A 20,128-nucleotide genomic window follows, 5' to 3' on the forward strand; every position below is an offset into this window, starting at 1 on the left:
TGATTATAATACATATAATATGAATTGAATTAGTTTTGACTTAATGGCGATCATCGAATGATCGCCATTGAAATTGAATTTATGTGATACGAACCACATTCGACTTTTGCGTTAATTGCAGGCGACTGTTTTGCTTAGCAACACTATCAATTTTTGATTTTAACTGCCGTTTCACTCCCGCAATTCCCAGCTGACTTTTGTTAGCCAGATCATTAAAATCGCTAAACTGTCGAGGGTTTGATAACTGCTCTCCAGGAGCAAAAGTCGGTAGAATCATGAAACCATTAACTGAATTTGCCGCTTCACTACCTTTTTCTTTTCCAGGATTGATGCCCTTTGTTAACTCAAGATGTTTGTCATCATCTGAAGCCACAATAATTGGTGTATTGGGAAATTTATCACGTAAAGCTTTAGCGACTGGCTTGAGGTTACCGGAATCAAAGGCGGAGACGATAGCTGGTAATTTGGTTGCATCTTTTATAGTTGCAGCAGTAGCGTAACCCTCCGTAATTACAATAACAGGTGTTTCTGCTAGTTTTTCGAGACCACCCAATACATGAAAACATCCCTCTTTTTTTGAGTCTTTCGCAAAGCGTTTGGCTCCATCTTCAGAAATGTACTGAATAGTCCAAAGAGTTCCTTCGCAATCTGTTGCAGGGATGCAGGTTAGTCGTTTCTCACTATCTGTATATACTCCGTAATGATTCAGGATACCCTTAGCCTGCATATAAGGCGTGGGTTCCACAACCTCTGTCATCAGGGATAATTTTTGCTTGAGTTTTAATGCAGTACTTTTTTGTTTGGATTCCAGCTCACGTTGGCGAATTTGTTGATGTTCAAGCGCTTCTGCCTTAAGCGTTGACTTCTGTTCGTCAGTTAAAATGTAGCCTTTGCATTTCCAGTTAAGCTCAGTACCAGTTCGGTTGTTTTTAATATATCCTGCTGGGATACCGTCTAAATGGGCTACATAAAATCCTGCTTTCTCACTATTTTTATCACCCTCAGTGGAAATACGATGTGGTTTACCATCCATAATCGGATGCTCACCTGAAACGATAGCGCCAAGGCTTATCAATGCCGCTTTAAATTCGTCCTCAGGGATAAGCGCTTTTTCCTGAGTTAATACCTGATGCTCAGGAAGCCAGGCTTTGATTTTCTCAACAGAAACGCCAGGGTTTGCATACCAACATTTTTGTACTTTATCCCAGGCAATACCTGGTGTTCCATCAGGGAGTTTTCCTATAGTGGATTTGGCAATTTCTTTTTGTTGGAAGGGGATGCTTAGCCAGACCTTTTCGGAACGGATGTTTTCAGACGCCATAACGACTTCCTCTTTGAGTTTATCATCCTTGATTTCAACAAGTTCTCCCAGATTAATGTTTTGGGTTTGCTCTAAAGCACATAAGTGATTCACTATTTTCTCTGCATCTGCGGATGCCCTGAATATTTCTAAAGGATCGTCTTCTAAAACTCGTATCCATGATTTGATATATGCAGTGTGTTGAGAAGGGTCATGGCCTATACCCAGTTCGGCACCTAACAGCATGCTTGCAATTTCTGCTCTTAATTCTTCTTTGGCATAAGCATCTGAACCAAAGGGATGGCCTAAATCTCTATCCAATCTTGAGGGATGACCGCTCCAATGCCCTAGTTCATGTAGGGCAGTAGTATAGTAGTTGGCCGCAGATTTAAATTGCTCTTTAGGGGGAAGATGAATGCTATCAGTCGATAATCTATAAAAAGCTTTGTCTGCTTCTGAGTGAACAATTTTAGCACCAGAGTTATGTAGTAGTTTTTCAGCTTTTTCCATTAAGGACCAATCTGGCTCTTTTGTAATGAGTTCTGGCATATTATCAATTTGCGAGGCATGAAATACCGTTGCATAAAACACTTTGGGTCGTTCAAGATTCACCTGCACTTTTAATGGATTACCCTGTTCATCAAGAACAGGTTTACCAGTATCATCATGTTTGGTTTGTTCTTCATGAAATTTCCAATATTGGATTGTGGTGCCTTTTTCTCCCTTGCGAACTTGTGCATCCATACTTTGTGCTTGTTTGTAGGTTAACCAACGATTGTCATCACTTTGATTCACCATTAAATACAAAGCATTGATCCCTCGATAACGCTTCCCGGTGACTGGATTATATGGAATTTGACCATTGCCAACACCTGGCTCCCATGGTTTTAACCAGGGAGCGGTTCCTGCTTTCAGGCTTTCAATAATTTGATTGGCAACGACTTCATGGTAAGGCATTTTAGTCATAAATAGCCTCCATCGCATCTTCTTCATTGAGTGCATCTTCTACAAATGCTCCCATGATGTCCGCTTCTATCGGACTGACTTCAAGAAGAAATCCAGGGATTACTAAATCCTCAAATTTTTCTGCAATCACGTCCATTAACTCGGTTTCATGATTCATGTGGTTCTCTCCGTTTATTAATTACCCATATGGGTGTGATCATTCCTTTGAGTTGTCCTGTGTGAACAAGACCATAATATCGACCATCAAATGACCATTCGCTTTGACTGGTCATAGTCATCACTTCATCGTTTTGGAGTTGGTAATTCATTACTTGCCATTGAGGTAAGGAGCGCTTCATCCCATCCCGTGGTTTTGGTTTTGAGTAGGGGGTTAGTATTTGATTAACAAAAACCCCTTTATTGGTCACCGAGAGGATATCGCCAGATACAGCCACTACTTTTTTCATTAAATAACCATATCCATCACAGAAAAGACCATGGTCTATATAACCTCTATCTTTTGCTAACCTAAACGATTTCCTGCTATCAGGACAAAAAATCACATAAGCATTTTTGATAGGTGCTTCGCCGGTGATACGATATAAACCTATTGGAATGGATTCAGTCAGATTTATCCTAAAACCCATAGTATGAAATAGTACGCATAAAACAATAAGGCTTATCAAAAACATAGAGGTAAAGATTGACAGTTTTTTCATAGCCTGATGACCTCATCTTCACTTAAACGAGTACGTAAAATATCTGAGTGAGCAGGAGCATCAACTGATGCTCTTGTCATGAAGATCGGATCTTTAAAGTAAAGAGGTTGTTTACCATAAATAGCAGGGAAGCCCGCTGCATATACGACCATGTCGCCTGCTTCAACAATCAGGCCATTAGCATCTTTTTTAGGTCCTGGCATACGCAGACACTCATCAACGGTTAAGAGCGGTCTCGATATTTCCTGAACGGTTTTTGAGATTTGATTTAAGAACGTAGAAAAGCGTTTTCCACTGGTGGTGATGTGTTCTTTAACAATAGTTGTTTGACCTGTCAGCTTGGAAAGATGTTCTGCGGTTTCAACTCTGTTGGGTGGATAAGCATTTTGGATATGACAATTTGAAGTGATGGTTTCATCGGGGCCATAACCTCGCTCACGGCTTTTCAGCTGATTAATGTCCTGACAAATTAAGTAAAACTTTAAACCATAGCCTGCAACAAAAGCTAATGATTCTTGCAGTATGTCGAGTTTTCCAAGACTTGGAAATTCATCAATCATGCAAAGCAGTCGATGCTTATAGGTTTTTTTAGCACTTACATAAGATAATCCTCTGGCATCGGATACACGCTCAAATTCCATTCTGTCGGCCAATAGTCTCACTATCATATTAATCATGACTCTAACCAGAGGCTGAAGCCTTGCCTTGTCATTGGGTTGAGTAACGATATAGAGGCTCACAGGACATTCATGGTTCATTAAATCGCGGATGCAAAAATCTGAGGCAGAGACGTTATGCGCAACTACTGGATCACGATATAGCGCTAAATAAGATTTTAAAGTAGATAACACAGAACCTGCTTCTTCTTCGGGCCTATCAATCATGTCACGAGCAGAGGCTGATATAACAGGATGGGTTTTACCCTCAACATGCGGATATTGGGTCATTTCAATGAGCAGGTCAGCAATATTAATATTGGGATCAACCAGCATGCGGTCAATGTTGGGAAATGTGGCTGGTTCTCCTTGGGTTTTCAATTTATAAATCGCATGCAGGATAAAACCAACTAGAAGGGCTTGAGAGGTTTTCTGCCAGTGGGTTTCCAACCCTTTACCATCTGGATCAACCACAAGCGTTGCCAAATTTTGTACGTCACCCACCTCTGATTCTGTATCCACTCTGATTTCATCCAGAGGGTTCCAGCGTGCGCTTCCTTTTAACGTTGCAGGTTCAAATCGAATAACCTTGTTGGTGGCATGTTTTTGCCGCCATCCAGCAGTCATTGCCCAGAGCTCGCCTTTTAAATCTGTAATAACACAAGAGTGTTTCCACGATAGAAGAGTTGGAATCACAAGGCCAACACCTTTCCCTGAGCGCGTTGGTGCATACGTTAAAACATGCTCAGGCCCATTATGGCGTAGATAATGAATGGCTCCTTTGTCATCTTCAAACGCGCCAACATAAACTCCTTCATCATGTCCAATGAGACTAGCACTGTTTAAGTCTTCCCAATTAGCCCACCTGGCTGAACCATGGAGGTAGTCACTCACACTGTTCTTTTTAAAATACTTGGAAGCCAACACGATCATCATTAAAAAGAGACAACCCATCATAACGATGAGACCAAAGGCGGCATTAAAAGAATCTGGGTAATAGGGTTGATACTTAATAGCCCAGGTAAAAATCTGCCAAGGCATATAAATAGGGGCGAATGTCCCTCCAAGGGCGTCAGCATAGTGAAATTGATGCGCGAAGAATTGAGTTCCAATGTGCATGCTGATTAAGAAAGAACAAATCACTAGCAAGACTAAAGTTCTATTGATCTTGCTGTGATTTTTTTCTCTGACTTGAGGACCTATGGCTTTATTAGGTTTGTTTTGGCTCATTGGCTCTCTCCAGATGCCTTTTGGTTCACAAATTGACTGACCTCATCTGATGTCTCAAATCCCGAACTGAGACTACCTGCAGGTGTGCCCATAGATAAAATGTTTTGCGCGTTAGATTCTTGCGATTCAGAAGTGGATGTATCTACCTTGTTATGAATTGCTTCGGCAATTTTTCCACCTGTTGTGTCAGCGATTTTTTCAGCAACTGCTTCTTTAATCGAATTAGCTTTCTCACGAGCTATATCCATAGTCCCTGAGGCTAAATGTGAACCAAAAGAGCCTGCAAATTTGGCAGCACTTCCCATTGCCTCAGCTAAGCCACCGGTTTTGGAGCTTTTATCCATCCCAGACAGTGCATTGGTATCACCTGAGTTGGTTGATTGACTGGCTGCTTTAAATGCAGCATTAAGTGCAGATAATCCACCACCGCTTTGAGCAAGTACGCTACCTGCGGCACCTGCCATGGCTGCTCCTGCAATTCCAGCAGCTCCCATTGCACCACCAAGACCGAGTCCACCGCCACCACCAGAACCGCCTCCTGACACAATGGAGGCGAGTGCAGGTGGAATTTTATCTATAAGAACCAGCAACAGCACGGCAACAACTAGCATGACAAACATCTCTTTGAGCATGATGTTTTCAGACATCGCTGCGTAATATTGATCTACAAAGGATTTACCGATACCAATAATCAAAATCATGGCAAAAGCTTGTAATGCGATACCTAATACGGTTTTGTAGTAGTTAATCGCAATATCCTGTGTCCAACGGCCACCGCCAAACCCTAATAAAACAATGCCACCATAGGTTAAGATCCAAGCGGTTATTAAGATAATGAGCATGTTAATACTGACTAAAGCAAGAATAATCAGAATTACCCCTGCAACGAGCAATCCTACTGTAGTTGCTGCGGGGGACCAGATAGATGAGCTGTCTATAGCTTTTGAGACAATATCAAACCCAACATCTACAATATCAGAAGGGGAGACATGTTCATTAATTCCAGAAGCCTTGGCTGCAAGTTGCCGCATGGAGTCTATGATTGCTTTTGCAATGGCCGGTCCATTGTCTAAAATCCAATAGAAAAAACCGACAACTACAAAAAACCGTACCGTTTCAGCTAAGAATTCTTGAATGTCTGCTTTACGCAGTGCCATCAAGCCGTATGTCCACACCATACTAATTGAGGCTAAAGACCAAAAAAGATATCTGGCGTAACTCAACATAGTTTTGCTCCATAGTGCGGATGTGCTAGCAAAACGCTGTAAAATATTATCCAGTAAATCACGACTATCCATGCCATGCCCTTTGGCATGGCAGCAAGCAGAAAACCCAAATAAACCAAACGCAATGACATAGGGGATGATTTTTTTATTCATAGCATTACCACTTCTTACCAGAGCTTTTGGAATAACTACCCCCTCGGAAACACGCATCACCAATAGCTTGCAGTTCTTCTGTAGTTCGACCCTCTCTGGGGCTGCTACAGGTGAGTGTTGCCAAGTGCTCAGCTTTTTTCTGAGCCTTGGATTCAGCACTGTCGCAACCTGACAACACACAAACAACAACCATAATTGATAAAAATAAGATCTTCATTTTCCTCTCCTTTTTATGATGGATTACCACTTTTTTCCTGAACTTTTATGGTATGCGCCTGATCTGAAATGCTCATCCCCTGCGGTCTGTATCGCTTCTTTGTTGGCACTCGCTGCATCTTTGACCGCTTGAGCATTCTGCTGCGCTAATAACACGCCTCGGATTTGAAGCAATTGATGAGATTGATTACTGGCTAATTGAGAAGCTGCTTGAAGAGCCTGTTTTTGGCCTGCAGCACTTTGTGCCTGAGATTGCAAAGTACGCAACTTTGCAGAATCATTTTTTAAGCTCTGTTGTTGTTTATCAATCCCTTTAAGCATAGCGTCATTGGATCGCTTTTCAGCAACAGAAGCTGCTAATCTGCTTTGTTTGATTTTTCTAAGTTCTTCAGCAGAACATTGACCTGTGCCATTAAAACACGGGGTCTTTTGGTAGTATTCCTGACTTTGGAATCGGTCCAAGTATCCTTGGAGGCTGCCAGCTTCCTGCTTGTAGTAATCAATGGTATCAGTCGATTCAAGCAAATTATTAATAACTGAGTTGGCATTATCCCATTCAAAGGAAGTCAGTGACTTGGTGTTGTCTAACATGTTTTGGTATTGATCCATCTGATTCTTGTATTGATCGACTTGCGTTTTATATTCACTAAGCTGGGTTGCAATCATTTTTCCATTTTGAATCCAATTCGCAATATCAAACACAGGCGCGCCACCCGCGAATACTGGTAAAACAAAGCAATAAATAATCATGGATTTAAATTTCATAATGCTCTCCTTCATTAATAAGCAAATTGCTTATAGGGCTGTTTAAAGGTTAAGTCTTTCACCACGATGATATTGAAACGATAACCTGGGCGAACATTTATGGTGGGGGACACATTCAGGTTTTTTGAAACCAGTTGCGAAGTGACCTCGCCCAACTGTTGTCCTAAAGCCTGACTCATGACGCTGCCAGCTGTGGGCTGGGCATAACCGAATTGGCTAGATTGATTGGTATTTTGGCTATAAGTAATACCAGCAATAATGCCTGACATTAAAAGAGCTGAACCATAAATTCGTCCATAATGATGATCTACCTGATCACGAAATCCGGCATATCCTGCACTATCAGCACCAGGCATAGAGCCAATATCCAGGGCTTTGCTGTCTGGAAAAACCAAGCGTTGCCAGGCAACTAATACAGAGTTTTGGCCAAAAGGGACATCACTGGAATAAAGCCCTAATATCTTGGTACCTTGGGGTATTAAAAGATATTTCCCGGTAGCGGTGTCATATACGTTTTGTGATACTTGGGCAATAATTTGACCTGGTAATTCAGAGGAAATGCCACTAATCATTACACCTGGGATCACGCTGCCAGCTCTTAGTTCGTATCGACTGTTTGGGCTTTGAAGTGTTGAATTTAAATGCCAGCGCATTTCATTTTCTTCACCACCCAAGGTTTGTGGCATGGGTTTGGCTTGCCTTCCTTGTAATAATGCGAGCTGCTCTTTAAACGCCAATGAAGGGTCGATGTTTATTGCCATCTCATTGCTATTCATGGACGTTTTGGCAGTGTCGCGATTATTCAATCGTGGGTTATCTACCATTACGGAAGTCTTAGCTTTTACAGCCTCTTCAAATTCTTGAGTTTTTTCCTGACGAATGCGCTCGATTTCAGCTTCAGATACATCTTGTGTGAGAACATCTTCTTTAGGTAGAAGTTGTTCAGGAATAGGCAAAGGAGCTGCTTCATTGTTAGCAATCGTGACACTCTGGGGCGGAATTACTGCTGATTTATGGTTTCCTACCACGTCATTGGCAAGGCTCATGGTATTTTTCTTTGGGTTTTTAATCTTCACTATTTCTGGTGGCTGGTTTTGCGCATTAGCTCGTTTATTGGCAACCAATGCGATGAGCACCACAAAAAGAGTTAAAATACCAATTGCAATCATGAGGGGTACATTATTCACTCGTTTTACACCTGCGGTTTGAAGCTTTTGCGGTGAATTGTCTGGCGACAAATAATCATTATTTTTATTCATAGTTCTTATTCCTTATGAGTCCATGTGCTGATAGGGATGATGTTTTCATGGCTTTTTGCATACAGACGGCTCAATGTTTGCATTCCCACAAAAAGACTTACTCGATAACTTTGAGGTTTAAGCTCATCAAGCACGTAGAAAAAATTAGCTTTATTCTTAGGGCATTGATTTTCATTGATGCCATAACCCTTTTTTCTCAAGTTTTGAATAAGACTTAAGCCAAAGCCATCGTTGACTGCCTGACCAATACAAAATGTATTTTGAGCCGGTGGATATACTCGGGTTAATTGAGTGGCTGCATCTGCCGCCAAATAAGCATCTTTGCCTTGAGACATTTGAGTGAAATTGCCATAACGCATGCTGGCACAGCTTGATAACAAGACAGCAGCCAATAAAACACTTAATTTTTTCATCTTCAGCACCTTGTAATCGTAATTTTTTCTTGAGAAGAACCGCTGCCGATAACTAAGATGGCTTTATCAAAAACTCCATCTACGATGTAACGACAACCCTGAAGACGATAATTGACCATGACGGACTCCGATTTTTTAAATATCCCTCGACTTCTTAAAACCAGCAGCGCAGGCGCTTCACTTTGAGCCATGGTTCTTGGCATCTCAATAATTGTTTTGACACCATTGTTATAAACTCTAACTGGCTTAAATCGAGCATTGCCTTGAATTCGATAATTGAAGTTAAGATCGCCTAGATATTCATTGGTTTCTGGTAAGGTATCTACTTTTCTTCTTTCAGCCTGAATGCGTTCTAGTAACTGCCATTTTGCTTTTGCTTCATCAGGATAACTAAATGAAATGTAAGGCATAAATTCAGTTCTATCTGACTTTAATCTAAAGTGATATGTTCTTCTGTCTGTGGTGATTACCAAAGAAGAATCAAGCCCTACATCTTTAGGTTTTATTAGCAGATGGATTTGTTGCATAGCTCCAGATCCTGTGAGAGATGGTTCAACAACAAAGCGTGGGTCACCGACGTTCATGTCGTTAAACTGCTCACCTGGTTGAAGGGCAATATCACACACTTGTAAAGGGGCACAAACTACCCTGATTTGCCCTGAACCATAAATAAAACTGACTGAGCCATCAGCAGAAGCAAAGGGTATACTTGTCTTTTCTCCTTGTTGTGTACGCTCTGCAATATCTAAACCTTGTTTTTCCTGACTCGATAGCTTGGGTACAGTATCCGAAAAATAATGCTCGGCCAGAATAGTGTTATCCAATGCAAAACTTGTGAGCGGTGTTAATAAACAAAATAGCTGCATTACTCTTTTCATTGCTGTTCTCCATGCTTTAATTCGTAGGACCAGTTAAAATCGCGCACATAAATCAGGTGGGGATTTTTCAAAATGGACTCACTGGTGGCATCATTGAGTTCATTCTCCTGATACATCGTAATCATCGCTTTCATCATGCGAGGCTTTTCTTTAAGTGAGCCATCACGATTTCTCACTGTTTCAATCCAGTCAACTTGCCAGGTCTCATCTGACTCTTGAAGTACTGAACGAATGTCTATGCTCACAATCTCAAAAGCTGCTCTTTCAAAGGGATTAGATTGTTGTTTGTCGCTGTAGAATTCTTGAACCTTGGCAAGGGCTGCATCATTGGCATTTAAATAGGAATACACTTGAAACACTGCCTTCTTTTGTAGTTCCGCATCAAGGCTTACCATGCGAACGTTTTCAATGAAATGCGCTGCTGCAGCACGATAATCATCAATGCTTGCCTCACCAACCTTATCAGCACGGGTAACCGATAAGGTATTGCCATTGGCATCTTGTTGAAACACCAAAGGGATAAATTTGGATTGGCTACCTATCGCGATGAGTCCAGCAACTGCCGCCAATGCGATTAATAGGCTACCTAATCCCACCAATTGCCAAACTTGTAGTGATTTCATAAGTCCTGCGGTATGAACATTCCATGCCCGTCTGGCATTAAGATAAGGATTATTCGTTACACTTTTTTTCATGCTTCTTCTCCGTATTGTTCCATTGGAATACCTTTTTCTGAAAGCCATTGACCAACCCATTCCTCCCCATGCTTCAACTCCAGTTGCTTCATTCGTGCAATAGAATCGGGATCGGTAGCACCCACAAACGCCAAGGCATAAGGTCCAAGCGCTAATTGATAAAGACGCTGGCCTTTTTCACTGACATAGTAGTAATCACGCTTGGGTTGGGCTGCTGCGATGATGTCAATCTGACGCGGATTTAAGCCCATACGCTCATAAATGGTTCGTGTTTCAGGATCTCTTGCATAAAGATTGGGTAAAAAGATTTTGGTAGCGGTTGATTCGACAATAATGTCTAAAATGCCAGAATTGGCTGCATGCGACAGATGTTGGGTTGCCATAAACACAACACAGTTTTTCTTAGCCATTGAATCAAGCCATTCAGCAATTTTGTTTTTAAACACAGGATGTGCCAGCATTAACCAGGCTTCATCAAGCAAGATTAGGGTGGGGCGACCATCTAATGAGGTTTCAATACGCCTAAAGAGATAAAGCAACACAGGCAATGCAAATTTTTCACCTAAGCCCATTAAATGCTCGATTTCAAAGGTCATAAAGGAAGACAAACCAAGCCCATCACTTTCTGCATCCAATAAATGCCCCATTAACCCATCTATGGTGTACTGCTTTAACGTTTCTCTAATGGGCTCATCTTGAATCGTCATGACAAATTCAGATAAGGTTTTAGAACCACTTTGGTGCATGCTTAGAATGGCATGGCCGATTTCATTGCGCTGAGCTGGTGTGGTATTCAAACCATTCAAAGCTAGAATCGTATCAATCCACTCCATAGCCCAAGCTCTATCGGCTTTAGTTTCTAAAAACTGCAATGGCGCAAAGGCAAGGCGTGAGTCTTTATCTGCGATGGTGAAATGCTCCCCACCTGTTGCCTTGCAAGTTGGATACATGGACATGCCTTTATCAAAAGAATAAATGCGGGCATCTTTATATCGACGCCAGGACAATGCCAATAAACCAAGATGGGTTGATTTACCGGAGCGTGTGGGACCAAACATAATGCCATGGCCTAAGTCTCTGACATGAAGATTCAAACGAAATGGAGCATTACCGCTGGTGACACAGTGCAGCAAAGGCGGTGATTGAGGGGGAAATAGTGGGCAAGGCGCTTTATTTTCACCAGTCCAAATGCTGGATGTTGGTAACAAATCAGCCAGATTCATGGTATTCATTAGAGGCCTTCTGATGTTTTCAACACCATGACCAGGTAGGCTACCCATATAGGCATCCATGGTATTAATGGTTTCTGTACGTGCGCTAAACCCTAATGCATTGATATTCTTTTCGATGAATAGGGCTGCTTTTTCAACGTTCGCTCTATCTTCGTCCATTAACACCACAACCGATGTATAGTAACCTTGGCCTACCATTCCGGAATTGGTTTCGGCAATAGCTGCTTGCGCATCATTAACCATGCCGAGCGCGTCTTCATCAACGACACCCGAGTTGGTATTAAACATTTGGTCAAAAAAGCCTCTGACCTTTTGTTTCCATTTTTTACGGAATTTAGTGAAATGAGCTACAGCCTCATGGGGATCCATGAATATGAAGCGAGAGTTCCAGCGATATTCCACAGGCAGTTGAGTCAACAGTGTTAAAATACCTGGGTAAGACTCCATGGGGAATCCTTCAATAGCAACACACTGAATGAACTTTCGGCCAATTTTAGGTGTAATTCCTGGAGTTAATTCTTGACCGCCTATTAAAGCATCCAGATAAATTGGATTTTTAGGCAGATTCACAGGGTGATTAATCCCTGTGACACAATATTGAATGTGTCTTAAAAAGTTATCTTGAGTGACTTTATTGTTTTCATTGATGAATAGTTCTGAGCCTAGCCTTTCAAGGTGAAGTGCCGCACTCATACGTGACTCAAAGTTCCTGCATGATTGCTTGAAGGTTTCAATTAATTGATGGGTTTTGGCTTTTTGGTTTAACTTTTCCCCTGAGTCATCAAACATCAATTCCACAAAACGCTTTTGTGCCAATACCGGTGGATACCAGGTTAGTGTTATAACAAAATAACCTTCATACAATGCCCCTATACTTTCAAAGTACAGTCTTCTTTCTTCATCAACAGCTTTTGATACCGGATCCGGGAAGTATGAAGCACTCTGCTCACTGTAACCTGGAGCAGCACGTCTTATGGCATCGACATGAATCATCCAGCCATTACCCAATGAGGACATTGCCTGATTGATTCGAAAAGCCATCATTTCACGGGCTTCATCTGTAGTGTTGGCTATGTCTTCACCTTGATACAACCAGGCTGCCATAAAAGAGCCATTTTTACCTACAATCACACCATCATCGACTACTGCTGCATAATTCAGTAAATCAACTAGTCCCGCTGTATGACTTCGATGTCTTCTAACATGGTTCTTACGGCTTTTCATTCGAGCTGCGCTAAACAATGTACCCAACAACAAAAGCCCAGTAATACTGATTAAAAAAGTAATGAATCCAATCATAGGTAACCCCCTTTATTATTACGAAAAGGGGTAGAACGTGCTGGATAATAAGCCTGATAGCCTCTTTGTCTCAGATAGACTGCTCTCATATAAGGATCAGCTTTTGCCATGAGCCTTAGACCTTTTAAGGATAAAAACCAAAGGGCAAAGCCAAAAATAGCGGCAAGCCAATCTTGAGCTGCAAATACTAAGATTGCTGAGAGTAAACCTGAAAACATAACCAGCTCGCGGTCACCACCCATGAAAAGGCTTGGGCGGTTACCACATCTGCGTATAGGAATGGTGCGTAGGCTCATGGCTGCAACTCCGTAGCACTCGTTAAAACTGAGGGTTTAGCAATTTCAGCTCCCTTGCCTGTAATCGCGGTCATGGTATTTTGTGCGGCAACCAGGAATGAAAGCACTAATACAATAAAGAGAAGGGTTCGCAAAAAACCATTCATTTCACCACCAAAAATCAGCGTGGCTCCTGCACCAACTAAACCAATAATTGCAGCAGTAAAGGCAAATGGGCCGGTAATGGATTTTTGTATTTTGGTTAAATAGGAGTCAAAAGGTAAACCTCCACCGGCACTAGAAGCACATGCAGGATCTGTTATAAACAGAAGCAATAAAACAATCGCTCCTATCATCCATAGACTTCGATAATTTATATTGATTGCTTGGTTCATTCATATTCTCCTTAAATAAGTTGTTCAATGTTGTAATGACCATTTTCATATCCTTTAACCGATATGATTTCTTCAACTCTGCGTCCTTGCGGGGTTCTTGCGATATGCACCACACAATGAACTGTCTCACCAATCAAAGGTTCAATTTCGGTAGGCGCTGCGGGGTTACGGGTAATAAGTGATTTCAAACGATGGAGTCCTGCGAGGCAGTTATTAGCATGCAAAGTGGCAGCACCGCCCTCATGACCTGTATTCCAGGCATCAAGTAAATCCAGCGCTTCACTGCCTCTAACTTCACCAACCAGGATTCGGTCTGGCCTCATCCTAAGCGTGGTTTTCAAAAGCTGGGTCATATTGACATCAATGGTGGTGTGATATTGGACGCAGTTCTCTGCAGCACATTGAATTTCACCAGTATCTTCAATGATGAAGACACGCTCGGTTGGTGAGCTACAAACCATTTCATTGATAATGGCGTTTACTAAAGTAGTTTTACCTGAACCTGTGCCGCCAATGACGAGAATGTTTCGATGTGCAATAACAGCCTTCTTAATCACCGCACATTGTGCTTCTGTCATAATTCCTGATTTTACATAGTCATCTAGTGTAAAAACTGAAATGGCTTTTTTACGAATCGCAAATGTTGGTTTTGATACCACTGGTGGCAGCTGCCCTGCAAAACGTGAACCATCCAATGGCAGCTCACCTTCCAATATTGGATTAAAACGTGTTATCTCCTTACCATGAAAGCCGGCAATAGTTTTAATGATGGATTCAGCACGCGCGTCATTGATACTACCGATACAACGCATGGTTTCACCAAGGCGTTCCTGCCAAAGCTTGCCATCTGCATTGAGCATGATTTCAACGGTTTTAGGATCACTTAACGCTTGTTCAATCATGCCACCCAAGTCACGCCTTAGCTTTTCACGGGCGCGGTCTTTAACTGTGATCCCTTGTTCTTCTTGTGCATTCATACGATATAATCCTTGATTACTGATGCCTTTAAGCTGACTTCAATCCGTTTTTGAATTTGCTAATTAAACGATCAACAATGCTTTCCTTATTGGAGGGAAAGTCGCTGAACCATTGATCTTTTTGACGTTCATGATAAATGCGTCTTTGAATTTCATCACGGTGAACTGGGATTGATTGAGGGGCATCGAAAGCAAGGCGAACATTACCATCTCGATAACCCACCACAGTGCAGTAAACTTCCTCACTGATAACAACTGATTCACCAACTTTTCTTGTTAAAACCAACATAATGCGTCTCCTTAAAGTTATTTAAATAAATAGGCCTTGCACTGCCTGATATTCTCTTCAACCACTTCTTTGCTGGCTGGTTGATATTTTTCTGGTCTGACATTAAAAGCATTTCGCCTTTTGATATCACGACAAAAGCCAATCATTTGCGGCAGGGTAGGTGGCATTTCGCAATGATCTCGGCAATCAATGACGGCCTGATTCAAAATCTCATCACTGAACTGACTTAACCCCTCCAACCACTCCTTCTTGGCAAACTCCAAAAAACCATCATTCTTGAACTGACTGCGCCACAAATGCCCGTAGTAAACTGCAAAGCGGGTAAACAGGTTTTCAATACATTTTTTTCTACTGTCGGTAGCATTGCAGGTTGATGACGTTTGACTGCTTGTATTCGTCTTCATCGGTGCTTGCTGTCTCTCCTGTTTCTGGGTTCCAGAATGGATCAATGGCTCCGCTCTTAGTATTTGTGCCGCGCTTCTCATTCCTTTTCTCCTGCGTTAATTCGATTTTGACTTCATCTTCCCAACATTTTTGAGATAGCCAGTTAGCTGGAAATTTCCATGCTGGAACCCATTCTCCATGTGCTTCTTTTGCTTCACGCGCTGTGATTTGTTGATAAAGTGCTTGCAATATGCATTGCAGCAAAGGTTCGTCTGGATTGATTTGTGTAAAGATTTCAAAGGCACGTTCACGAGACTTTTTCTCGGGGTACATACGCCAAAAATGGTCGAAGCGTTGTAATAAATAAATATAATTATTTTCTTTTATTAGAGGTGTGTCGGCTTTTATGATTTCATTTGTGTCGGCTTTTTCACATACACGCTCGGAATACCCTGTATTTACAGGGGGGGTTGCATGCGGCTTTGTGTCGGCTTGCTGTGTCGGGTTTGTGCCGGGTTTATTTTGGACACAATAACTGATATCCGCTAAAAGGCATTTTAAAATAAGATGTTTATCTAAAGACTGAATGACAATAAGTCCTGCTCGTTCAAGCCCTTTAATGACCCGACGAATTTGCTGACGGCTAGGACTTCCTGACTCAGTAATACCTTGATGAGGTTCAATATAAAGTGTCTCAGCCAAGGATTGGTAACTAATCCGTCGCTTAATTCCTACTATGAAAGTATTGCGATCCATATAGGGACGAATACCTCTTAAGTAGGTAATTTGCTGGATATATGAAAGTCCACAGAGCGCATCCAATTCATTGTCATTCACTGTAAAGTACATAAATAGTCCGTTATTCCTTAACTAAAAGTCTTAGCGCTCAATGAAACTTGTGATAACATTTTGAGAACTTAAGACAAAAAATAGCTCTTAATGAGCTTAACTACTCGAAACGAGTAGTTATTGAATCTCAAAATAACACATATTGAGCTATAGTCAATATGTAAATGGATTAATTTATTAACCAAAAACCGTGGAATAGGTATGAACATCAAAGAGAAAATCGGCCAAAGAATCATGAATGAACGAAAGGCCAAAGGATTGACGAGAAAAGCATTGGCTGAGTTGACCAGTGAGTTGAAAATTTCACGTATTAATAATTATGAAAGAGGGGACCGTACCCCGGGCCCAACAGAAATTAAATTGCTGGCTGACGCGCTGGAAGTTTCAGCCTCTTATTTAATGTGTTTAACCGATAACCGTGAAGGGAAGATGACAAAATCCCTTGGCATGGGGGCATTGATTCCTGTTTTGGATTACAAACAAGCAATTGATTCAGCTACTTTCATCCAGAAAATCAAAGAGGATGTTGATACTAAAGTTGAGTTTATTCCTGTCAGTACAGCTGTCAGTGATAGCATTGGAAAAAATGCTTTCGCTCTCCAGATTAAGGATGAAAGCATGATGCCAGAGTTTCGGATTAGTGATGTACTTATCGTAGATCCTGATACAAGCCCTAAACCTGGCGATTTTATAGTGGCATTGATTGAAGGAGATCAGGAAGTCATTGTTCGCAAGTATAAGCAATTATCGGCCTCTAAAGAGGCTCACCAATTTGAATTAATTGCACTTAACGAGGATTGGGCTGACATTCGAGTGGGTTCCAGCGAAATGCAAGCCCAGATTATTGGGTGTGGTGTTAGCTTGGTTCGAGGATTGAAAAACTAAATACTTAGGAATCTCACACCGCAATCCAGATAGTCATTGCCATGACATGTTAAGAGTATTATTTGATGTTTTTGTAGGATTTGTTTCATTTTCTCGCATCTGAGATCATCAGAATTAACCAATGACATGTTTTTCTCCGTTAATGTTGAACACAACAAAAAAACTTAGTTTGCTTTATGAAAGTTCAATTGAAGCGGTGATCCATTTAGTTTGCTAAATTAATGGTTCCATTACAGCGATTATTTGGTGGTCCCTTTGAAGGTGAATGACAATTGCTATCAAAATAGTTTTGCTATAATTAACAACATAATCAAAGCATGCAAGGAAGAGTCATCATGCCATTTGATCCAACTATTCTAACTGAATCAAATCTAAATAGGTATGATAAGCAACTGGAAAGAATTTCCAATGACTCTGGTTATACGGAAAATATCCAAGAAACAGTTGTTAATGCAATTGATAACATTACCACTGGTTGCAAGTCATTTGTGATTTATGGAGAGCCACAAAGCGGAAAAACTGAGATGATGATCGCTTTAACGGCAAAATTACTTGATGAAGAAAATAAGATAATCATTATACTACTAAATGACAATGTACAACTACTAAATCAAAATTTGGATAGGTTTAAAAGATCAGGTATCAATCCGACGCCAAGAACCTTCGATGAAGTTATTAATCAAGTTACAGATATTAGAAATAGCGAATGGATTATCTTCTCCAAAAAAAACTCCAAAGATTTACAGAAGCTTCTTACAATTGTTGGTTCCGAAAAAAATAAAGTCATCATCGATGATGAGGCAGATTATGCCAGCCCAAATGCTAAAATTAACAAGCAAGAACAAACAAAAATAAACGAATTAGTTGAAAAACTTATAAGTGATAATGGTATTTACATTGGTGTTACAGCAACTCCAGCAAGGCTAGATTTAAATAATACATTTCGCAATGAAAATCAAAAATGGGTCTACTTTCATCCCCACGAAAATTATTGTGGACATGATATCTTCTTTTCTCCGGCAGAGCCGATTGGCAATCTTATTAAATTAATACCAGACAGCGAGGATAGCAAAAAATCTTTAAGTACTTGTCTATTTAGTTTTCTTATAAATATTGCATACTTAAACCTACGAAAGAATAGTAATGAGGAAAATTATTGTATGCTTGTTCATACAAGCGGAAAAAAAATAGACCATATAGAAGATCAAAAAAATCTTGAAAAGATATTCAATATCTTAACTCATCAGAGTGATTCTAAATTTACGAAATACTATGAAAAAATATGGGAAATAACTAATAATAAGTTTAATTGTGACGAAGAGTTAACCCAGGAAATAACTAAATATATTCGAAACAATATCAAACGTTACCAAATAATTGTAATAAATAGCGAACATGACAAAGAGAAAGTAAAAGGAGCTACAAGACCATCATCATTATTTACAATTGCAATTGGCGGGAATATTGTATCAAGAGGAGTTACTTTCGAAAATTTAATTTCCATGTACTTTACAAGAACAACTAAACATTACATTCAGCAAGACACTTACATTCAACGTGCAAGAATGTTTGGATATAGAAAAGGATATTTAGGACAATTTGAATTACATATTCCCGAACAGCTATACAAAGAATGGCAAAAATGCTTTGTTTATCACAGGTTATCCTTAGAGTTAATTAAGACAGGTCGAGGTGTTCCTAGCTGGTTTGAAGATAAAAGAGTTACATCCGTAGCTAAACCTAGCATAGACAAAAATACGGTCTTGTTGTATCACGGTGAAATGGCATTTGCGATTTTCAAATACACTAATGAAATAGAAAGCATCATCAATAAAGAAAGTCATTTTTATTTTGAAAAATTAACAAAACTGCACACCATTATAGGTGAAAAGTCACTTCCTATGTGTTTAATAGACTTTATACATCGAACATCAAACGGTCATAATGATAAAATTGCTATCCATAACCCTGGTTCTGTTTCAAACAGACGAACGGTTGATCCTATTACGATAACGCGAACTGGTGGAGGTATGCTGGGTACTGGTGACTTAGAGTTAAACAAGTTTCCACATGCATATCATCATATTAAGATTTTCTATACTGAAAATGGCGACGCTAAACTTTATTATAAATATCAGCGTGAACGGATAAAGATACGTAGAAATGTAGGTAATAATTATGATTAAGGAATATTATCAATATCACGGAATTGTTTTTACGCAACTAATTCAAGAGTCGTCCAGTAGTTTACAATTCAAAACATACTCTCACTCTAACAATTCAGCCTATATTATCAATGATAAAATAGGCATCTATATTAAATATTGTACAAAAAGATTTTCTCCTTGGCGCTTTACTTTATTAAAATCTCACCAAGACACTCTTTTAGAGATGAAACAATCTCTCGGAAATGTTTATTTAATCTTGATGTGTGGTAAAGATGGAATTGCTGTATTGGATTGGATTGAACTGAAGACTATTCTTGACTCAGTACATGAGGAGGTAGAGTGGATTGCGGTATCACGTGGAAAAAATCAAATGTATTCTCTATCTGGGTCAGATGGTAATCTGCAATATAAATTAGGGAGAAGTGATTTTCCATCCAAGATACTGAAACATCTGTAACTGGCTAACTAACGCCTCCTTGTTAGGAAAAATCAAGTTTAGGTATATTACGCATGTCATTAATTTGGAGGGATTTACGTTAAACGGAAGGAGTTCTTCTAATTGTTCAAGAATTTGAGCGGTATGGATATTTTATTGCACATTTAAAGCCATGCAAGGCATCTACCTAGTGCTGTTTACAGGTTTCAATCAGTGAGAAGGAGAATGCTTCCTGTGTGAGCACCGACTTCATTGCCATGGAATAGCCAGTTTTGCGGCCAATAACAAAGGGTTTAATAATCGAATGTTCAGTACGATTATTGTCAATTTCATTTAACTCTTTCAACATAATAACTCCATCATGAGCTACGATTTAATTATTTAAAAACTGAATTAACCCATTGCACAAACTCCGTCATACTCATTAACTCATGTTACGCACACCTTCTTGCAGTCCATTAAAATATGAATAAAATTTCGCCCT

General features: G+C 40.3%; 22 protein-coding genes. 3 read left to right on the forward strand and 19 right to left on the reverse strand.

All coding sequences use genetic code 11. From position 1 onward, the window contains the following. Nucleotides 1–79 precede the first annotated feature (79 nt). The 18 genes from HBNCFIEN_RS02910 to HBNCFIEN_RS02995 are packed head-to-tail and all read right to left on the reverse strand — an operon-like array spanning nt 80 to nt 16,155. Nucleotides 80–2,266, reverse strand: a complete 2,187-nt coding sequence (locus tag HBNCFIEN_RS02910; RefSeq protein WP_042754935.1) for a zincin-like metallopeptidase domain-containing protein — start codon at nt 2,264–2,266, stop codon at nt 80–82. Then, nucleotides 2,259–2,423 carry a hypothetical protein gene (locus HBNCFIEN_RS02915; RefSeq protein WP_042754934.1) on the reverse strand — a complete coding sequence of 55 codons (165 nt, stop codon included), beginning with the start codon at nt 2,421–2,423 and terminating at the stop codon, nt 2,259–2,261. The genes HBNCFIEN_RS02910 and HBNCFIEN_RS02915 overlap by 8 nt, the downstream gene beginning before the upstream one ends. Beyond that, entirely contained in the window at nt 2,413–2,964 is a 552-nt protein-coding gene (gene traF, locus HBNCFIEN_RS02920; RefSeq protein WP_042754933.1) for a conjugative transfer signal peptidase TraF, read from the reverse strand. Before traF ends, HBNCFIEN_RS02915 begins: the two co-directional genes overlap by 11 nt. Further along, nucleotides 2,961–4,850 (reverse strand): type IV secretory system conjugative DNA transfer family protein, encoded by a 1,890-nt coding sequence (locus HBNCFIEN_RS02925; RefSeq protein WP_042754932.1) that lies wholly within the window; start codon nt 4,848–4,850, stop codon nt 2,961–2,963. The genes traF and HBNCFIEN_RS02925 overlap by 4 nt, the downstream gene beginning before the upstream one ends. Further along, entirely contained in the window at nt 4,847–6,229 is a 1,383-nt protein-coding gene (trbL, locus tag HBNCFIEN_RS02930; protein ID WP_042754931.1) for a P-type conjugative transfer protein TrbL, read from the reverse strand. The genes HBNCFIEN_RS02925 and trbL overlap by 4 nt, the downstream gene beginning before the upstream one ends. A 4-nt stretch (nt 6,230–6,233) precedes the next feature. Then, the gene (locus HBNCFIEN_RS02935; RefSeq protein ID WP_042754930.1) at nt 6,234–6,446 is read right to left on the reverse strand and encodes a hypothetical protein; all 213 of its coding nucleotides are present in this window, start codon (nt 6,444–6,446) and stop codon (nt 6,234–6,236) included. Between the two features lie 23 nt (nt 6,447–6,469). Continuing rightward, complete coding sequence (gene trbJ / locus HBNCFIEN_RS02940) at nt 6,470–7,210, reverse strand: P-type conjugative transfer protein TrbJ (protein WP_042754978.1); 741 nt, start codon at nt 7,208–7,210, stop codon at nt 6,470–6,472. Nucleotides 7,211–7,224: 14 nt separating this feature from the next. Further along, complete coding sequence (locus tag HBNCFIEN_RS02945; protein ID WP_161503166.1) at nt 7,225–8,469, reverse strand: TrbI/VirB10 family protein; 1,245 nt, start codon at nt 8,467–8,469, stop codon at nt 7,225–7,227. A gap of 5 nt (nt 8,470–8,474) precedes the next feature. Then, on the reverse strand, nt 8,475–8,882 hold the full coding sequence (locus HBNCFIEN_RS02950) for a conjugal transfer protein TrbH (protein WP_042754678.1): 408 nt from the start codon (nt 8,880–8,882) through the stop codon (nt 8,475–8,477). Between the two features lie 2 nt (nt 8,883–8,884). Then, complete coding sequence (trbG, locus tag HBNCFIEN_RS02955) at nt 8,885–9,760, reverse strand: P-type conjugative transfer protein TrbG (RefSeq protein WP_042754680.1); 876 nt, start codon at nt 9,758–9,760, stop codon at nt 8,885–8,887. Further along, nucleotides 9,757–10,455, reverse strand: coding sequence for a conjugal transfer protein TrbF (locus HBNCFIEN_RS02960; RefSeq protein ID WP_042754898.1), 699 nt, complete (start codon nt 10,453–10,455; stop codon nt 9,757–9,759). Before HBNCFIEN_RS02960 ends, trbG begins: the two co-directional genes overlap by 4 nt. Next, nucleotides 10,452–12,986 (reverse strand): conjugal transfer protein TrbE, encoded by a 2,535-nt coding sequence (locus HBNCFIEN_RS02965; RefSeq protein ID WP_042754899.1) that lies wholly within the window; start codon nt 12,984–12,986, stop codon nt 10,452–10,454. Before HBNCFIEN_RS02965 ends, HBNCFIEN_RS02960 begins: the two co-directional genes overlap by 4 nt. Further along, complete coding sequence (locus HBNCFIEN_RS02970) at nt 12,983–13,282, reverse strand: conjugal transfer protein TrbD (protein WP_038839093.1); 300 nt, start codon at nt 13,280–13,282, stop codon at nt 12,983–12,985. Before HBNCFIEN_RS02970 ends, HBNCFIEN_RS02965 begins: the two co-directional genes overlap by 4 nt. After that, nucleotides 13,279–13,656, reverse strand: coding sequence for a TrbC/VirB2 family protein (locus tag HBNCFIEN_RS02975; protein WP_042754900.1), 378 nt, complete (start codon nt 13,654–13,656; stop codon nt 13,279–13,281). The genes HBNCFIEN_RS02970 and HBNCFIEN_RS02975 overlap by 4 nt, the downstream gene beginning before the upstream one ends. An 11-nt stretch (nt 13,657–13,667) precedes the next feature. After that, nucleotides 13,668–14,633: a P-type conjugative transfer ATPase TrbB gene (gene trbB / locus HBNCFIEN_RS02980; RefSeq protein WP_042754901.1), complete on the reverse strand. Its 966-nt coding sequence runs from the start codon at nt 14,631–14,633 to the stop codon at nt 13,668–13,670. Between the two features lie 28 nt (nt 14,634–14,661). Beyond that, complete coding sequence (gene csrA, locus HBNCFIEN_RS02985) at nt 14,662–14,922, reverse strand: carbon storage regulator CsrA (protein ID WP_042754902.1); 261 nt, start codon at nt 14,920–14,922, stop codon at nt 14,662–14,664. A gap of 17 nt (nt 14,923–14,939) precedes the next feature. Continuing rightward, the gene (locus HBNCFIEN_RS02990) at nt 14,940–15,251 is read right to left on the reverse strand and encodes a Vir protein (RefSeq protein WP_042755139.1); all 312 of its coding nucleotides are present in this window, start codon (nt 15,249–15,251) and stop codon (nt 14,940–14,942) included. Nucleotides 15,252–15,270: 19 nt separating this feature from the next. Continuing rightward, the gene (locus tag HBNCFIEN_RS02995; protein WP_042755082.1) at nt 15,271–16,155 is read right to left on the reverse strand and encodes a hypothetical protein; all 885 of its coding nucleotides are present in this window, start codon (nt 16,153–16,155) and stop codon (nt 15,271–15,273) included. A gap of 201 nt (nt 16,156–16,356) precedes the next feature. Between HBNCFIEN_RS02995 and HBNCFIEN_RS03000 the strand changes: the two genes are divergently transcribed. The 3 genes from HBNCFIEN_RS03000 to HBNCFIEN_RS03010 all read left to right on the forward strand — a co-directional run bounded on the left by HBNCFIEN_RS03000 (nt 16,357) and on the right by HBNCFIEN_RS03010 (nt 19,665). After that, entirely contained in the window at nt 16,357–17,040 is a 684-nt protein-coding gene (locus HBNCFIEN_RS03000; protein ID WP_042755083.1) for an XRE family transcriptional regulator, read from the forward strand. Between the two features lie 335 nt (nt 17,041–17,375). Further along, on the forward strand, nt 17,376–19,226 hold the full coding sequence (locus HBNCFIEN_RS03005) for a Z1 domain-containing protein (RefSeq protein WP_042755084.1): 1,851 nt from the start codon (nt 17,376–17,378) through the stop codon (nt 19,224–19,226). Further along, nucleotides 19,219–19,665 (forward strand): hypothetical protein, encoded by a 447-nt coding sequence (locus HBNCFIEN_RS03010; RefSeq protein ID WP_042755085.1) that lies wholly within the window; start codon nt 19,219–19,221, stop codon nt 19,663–19,665. The genes HBNCFIEN_RS03005 and HBNCFIEN_RS03010 overlap by 8 nt, the downstream gene beginning before the upstream one ends. Nucleotides 19,666–19,831: 166 nt before the next feature. On the opposite strand, the gene HBNCFIEN_RS03015 is transcribed toward HBNCFIEN_RS03010, so the two are convergent. Beyond that, nucleotides 19,832–19,993, reverse strand: a complete 162-nt coding sequence (locus HBNCFIEN_RS03015) for a hypothetical protein (protein WP_161503168.1) — start codon at nt 19,991–19,993, stop codon at nt 19,832–19,834. Between the last annotated feature and the right edge of the window lie 135 nt (nt 19,994–20,128).

Origin of the sequence: Legionella sp. PC997 (assembly GCF_014109825.1) — a bacterium.
GTDB lineage: Bacteria > Pseudomonadota > Gammaproteobacteria > Legionellales > Legionellaceae > Legionella.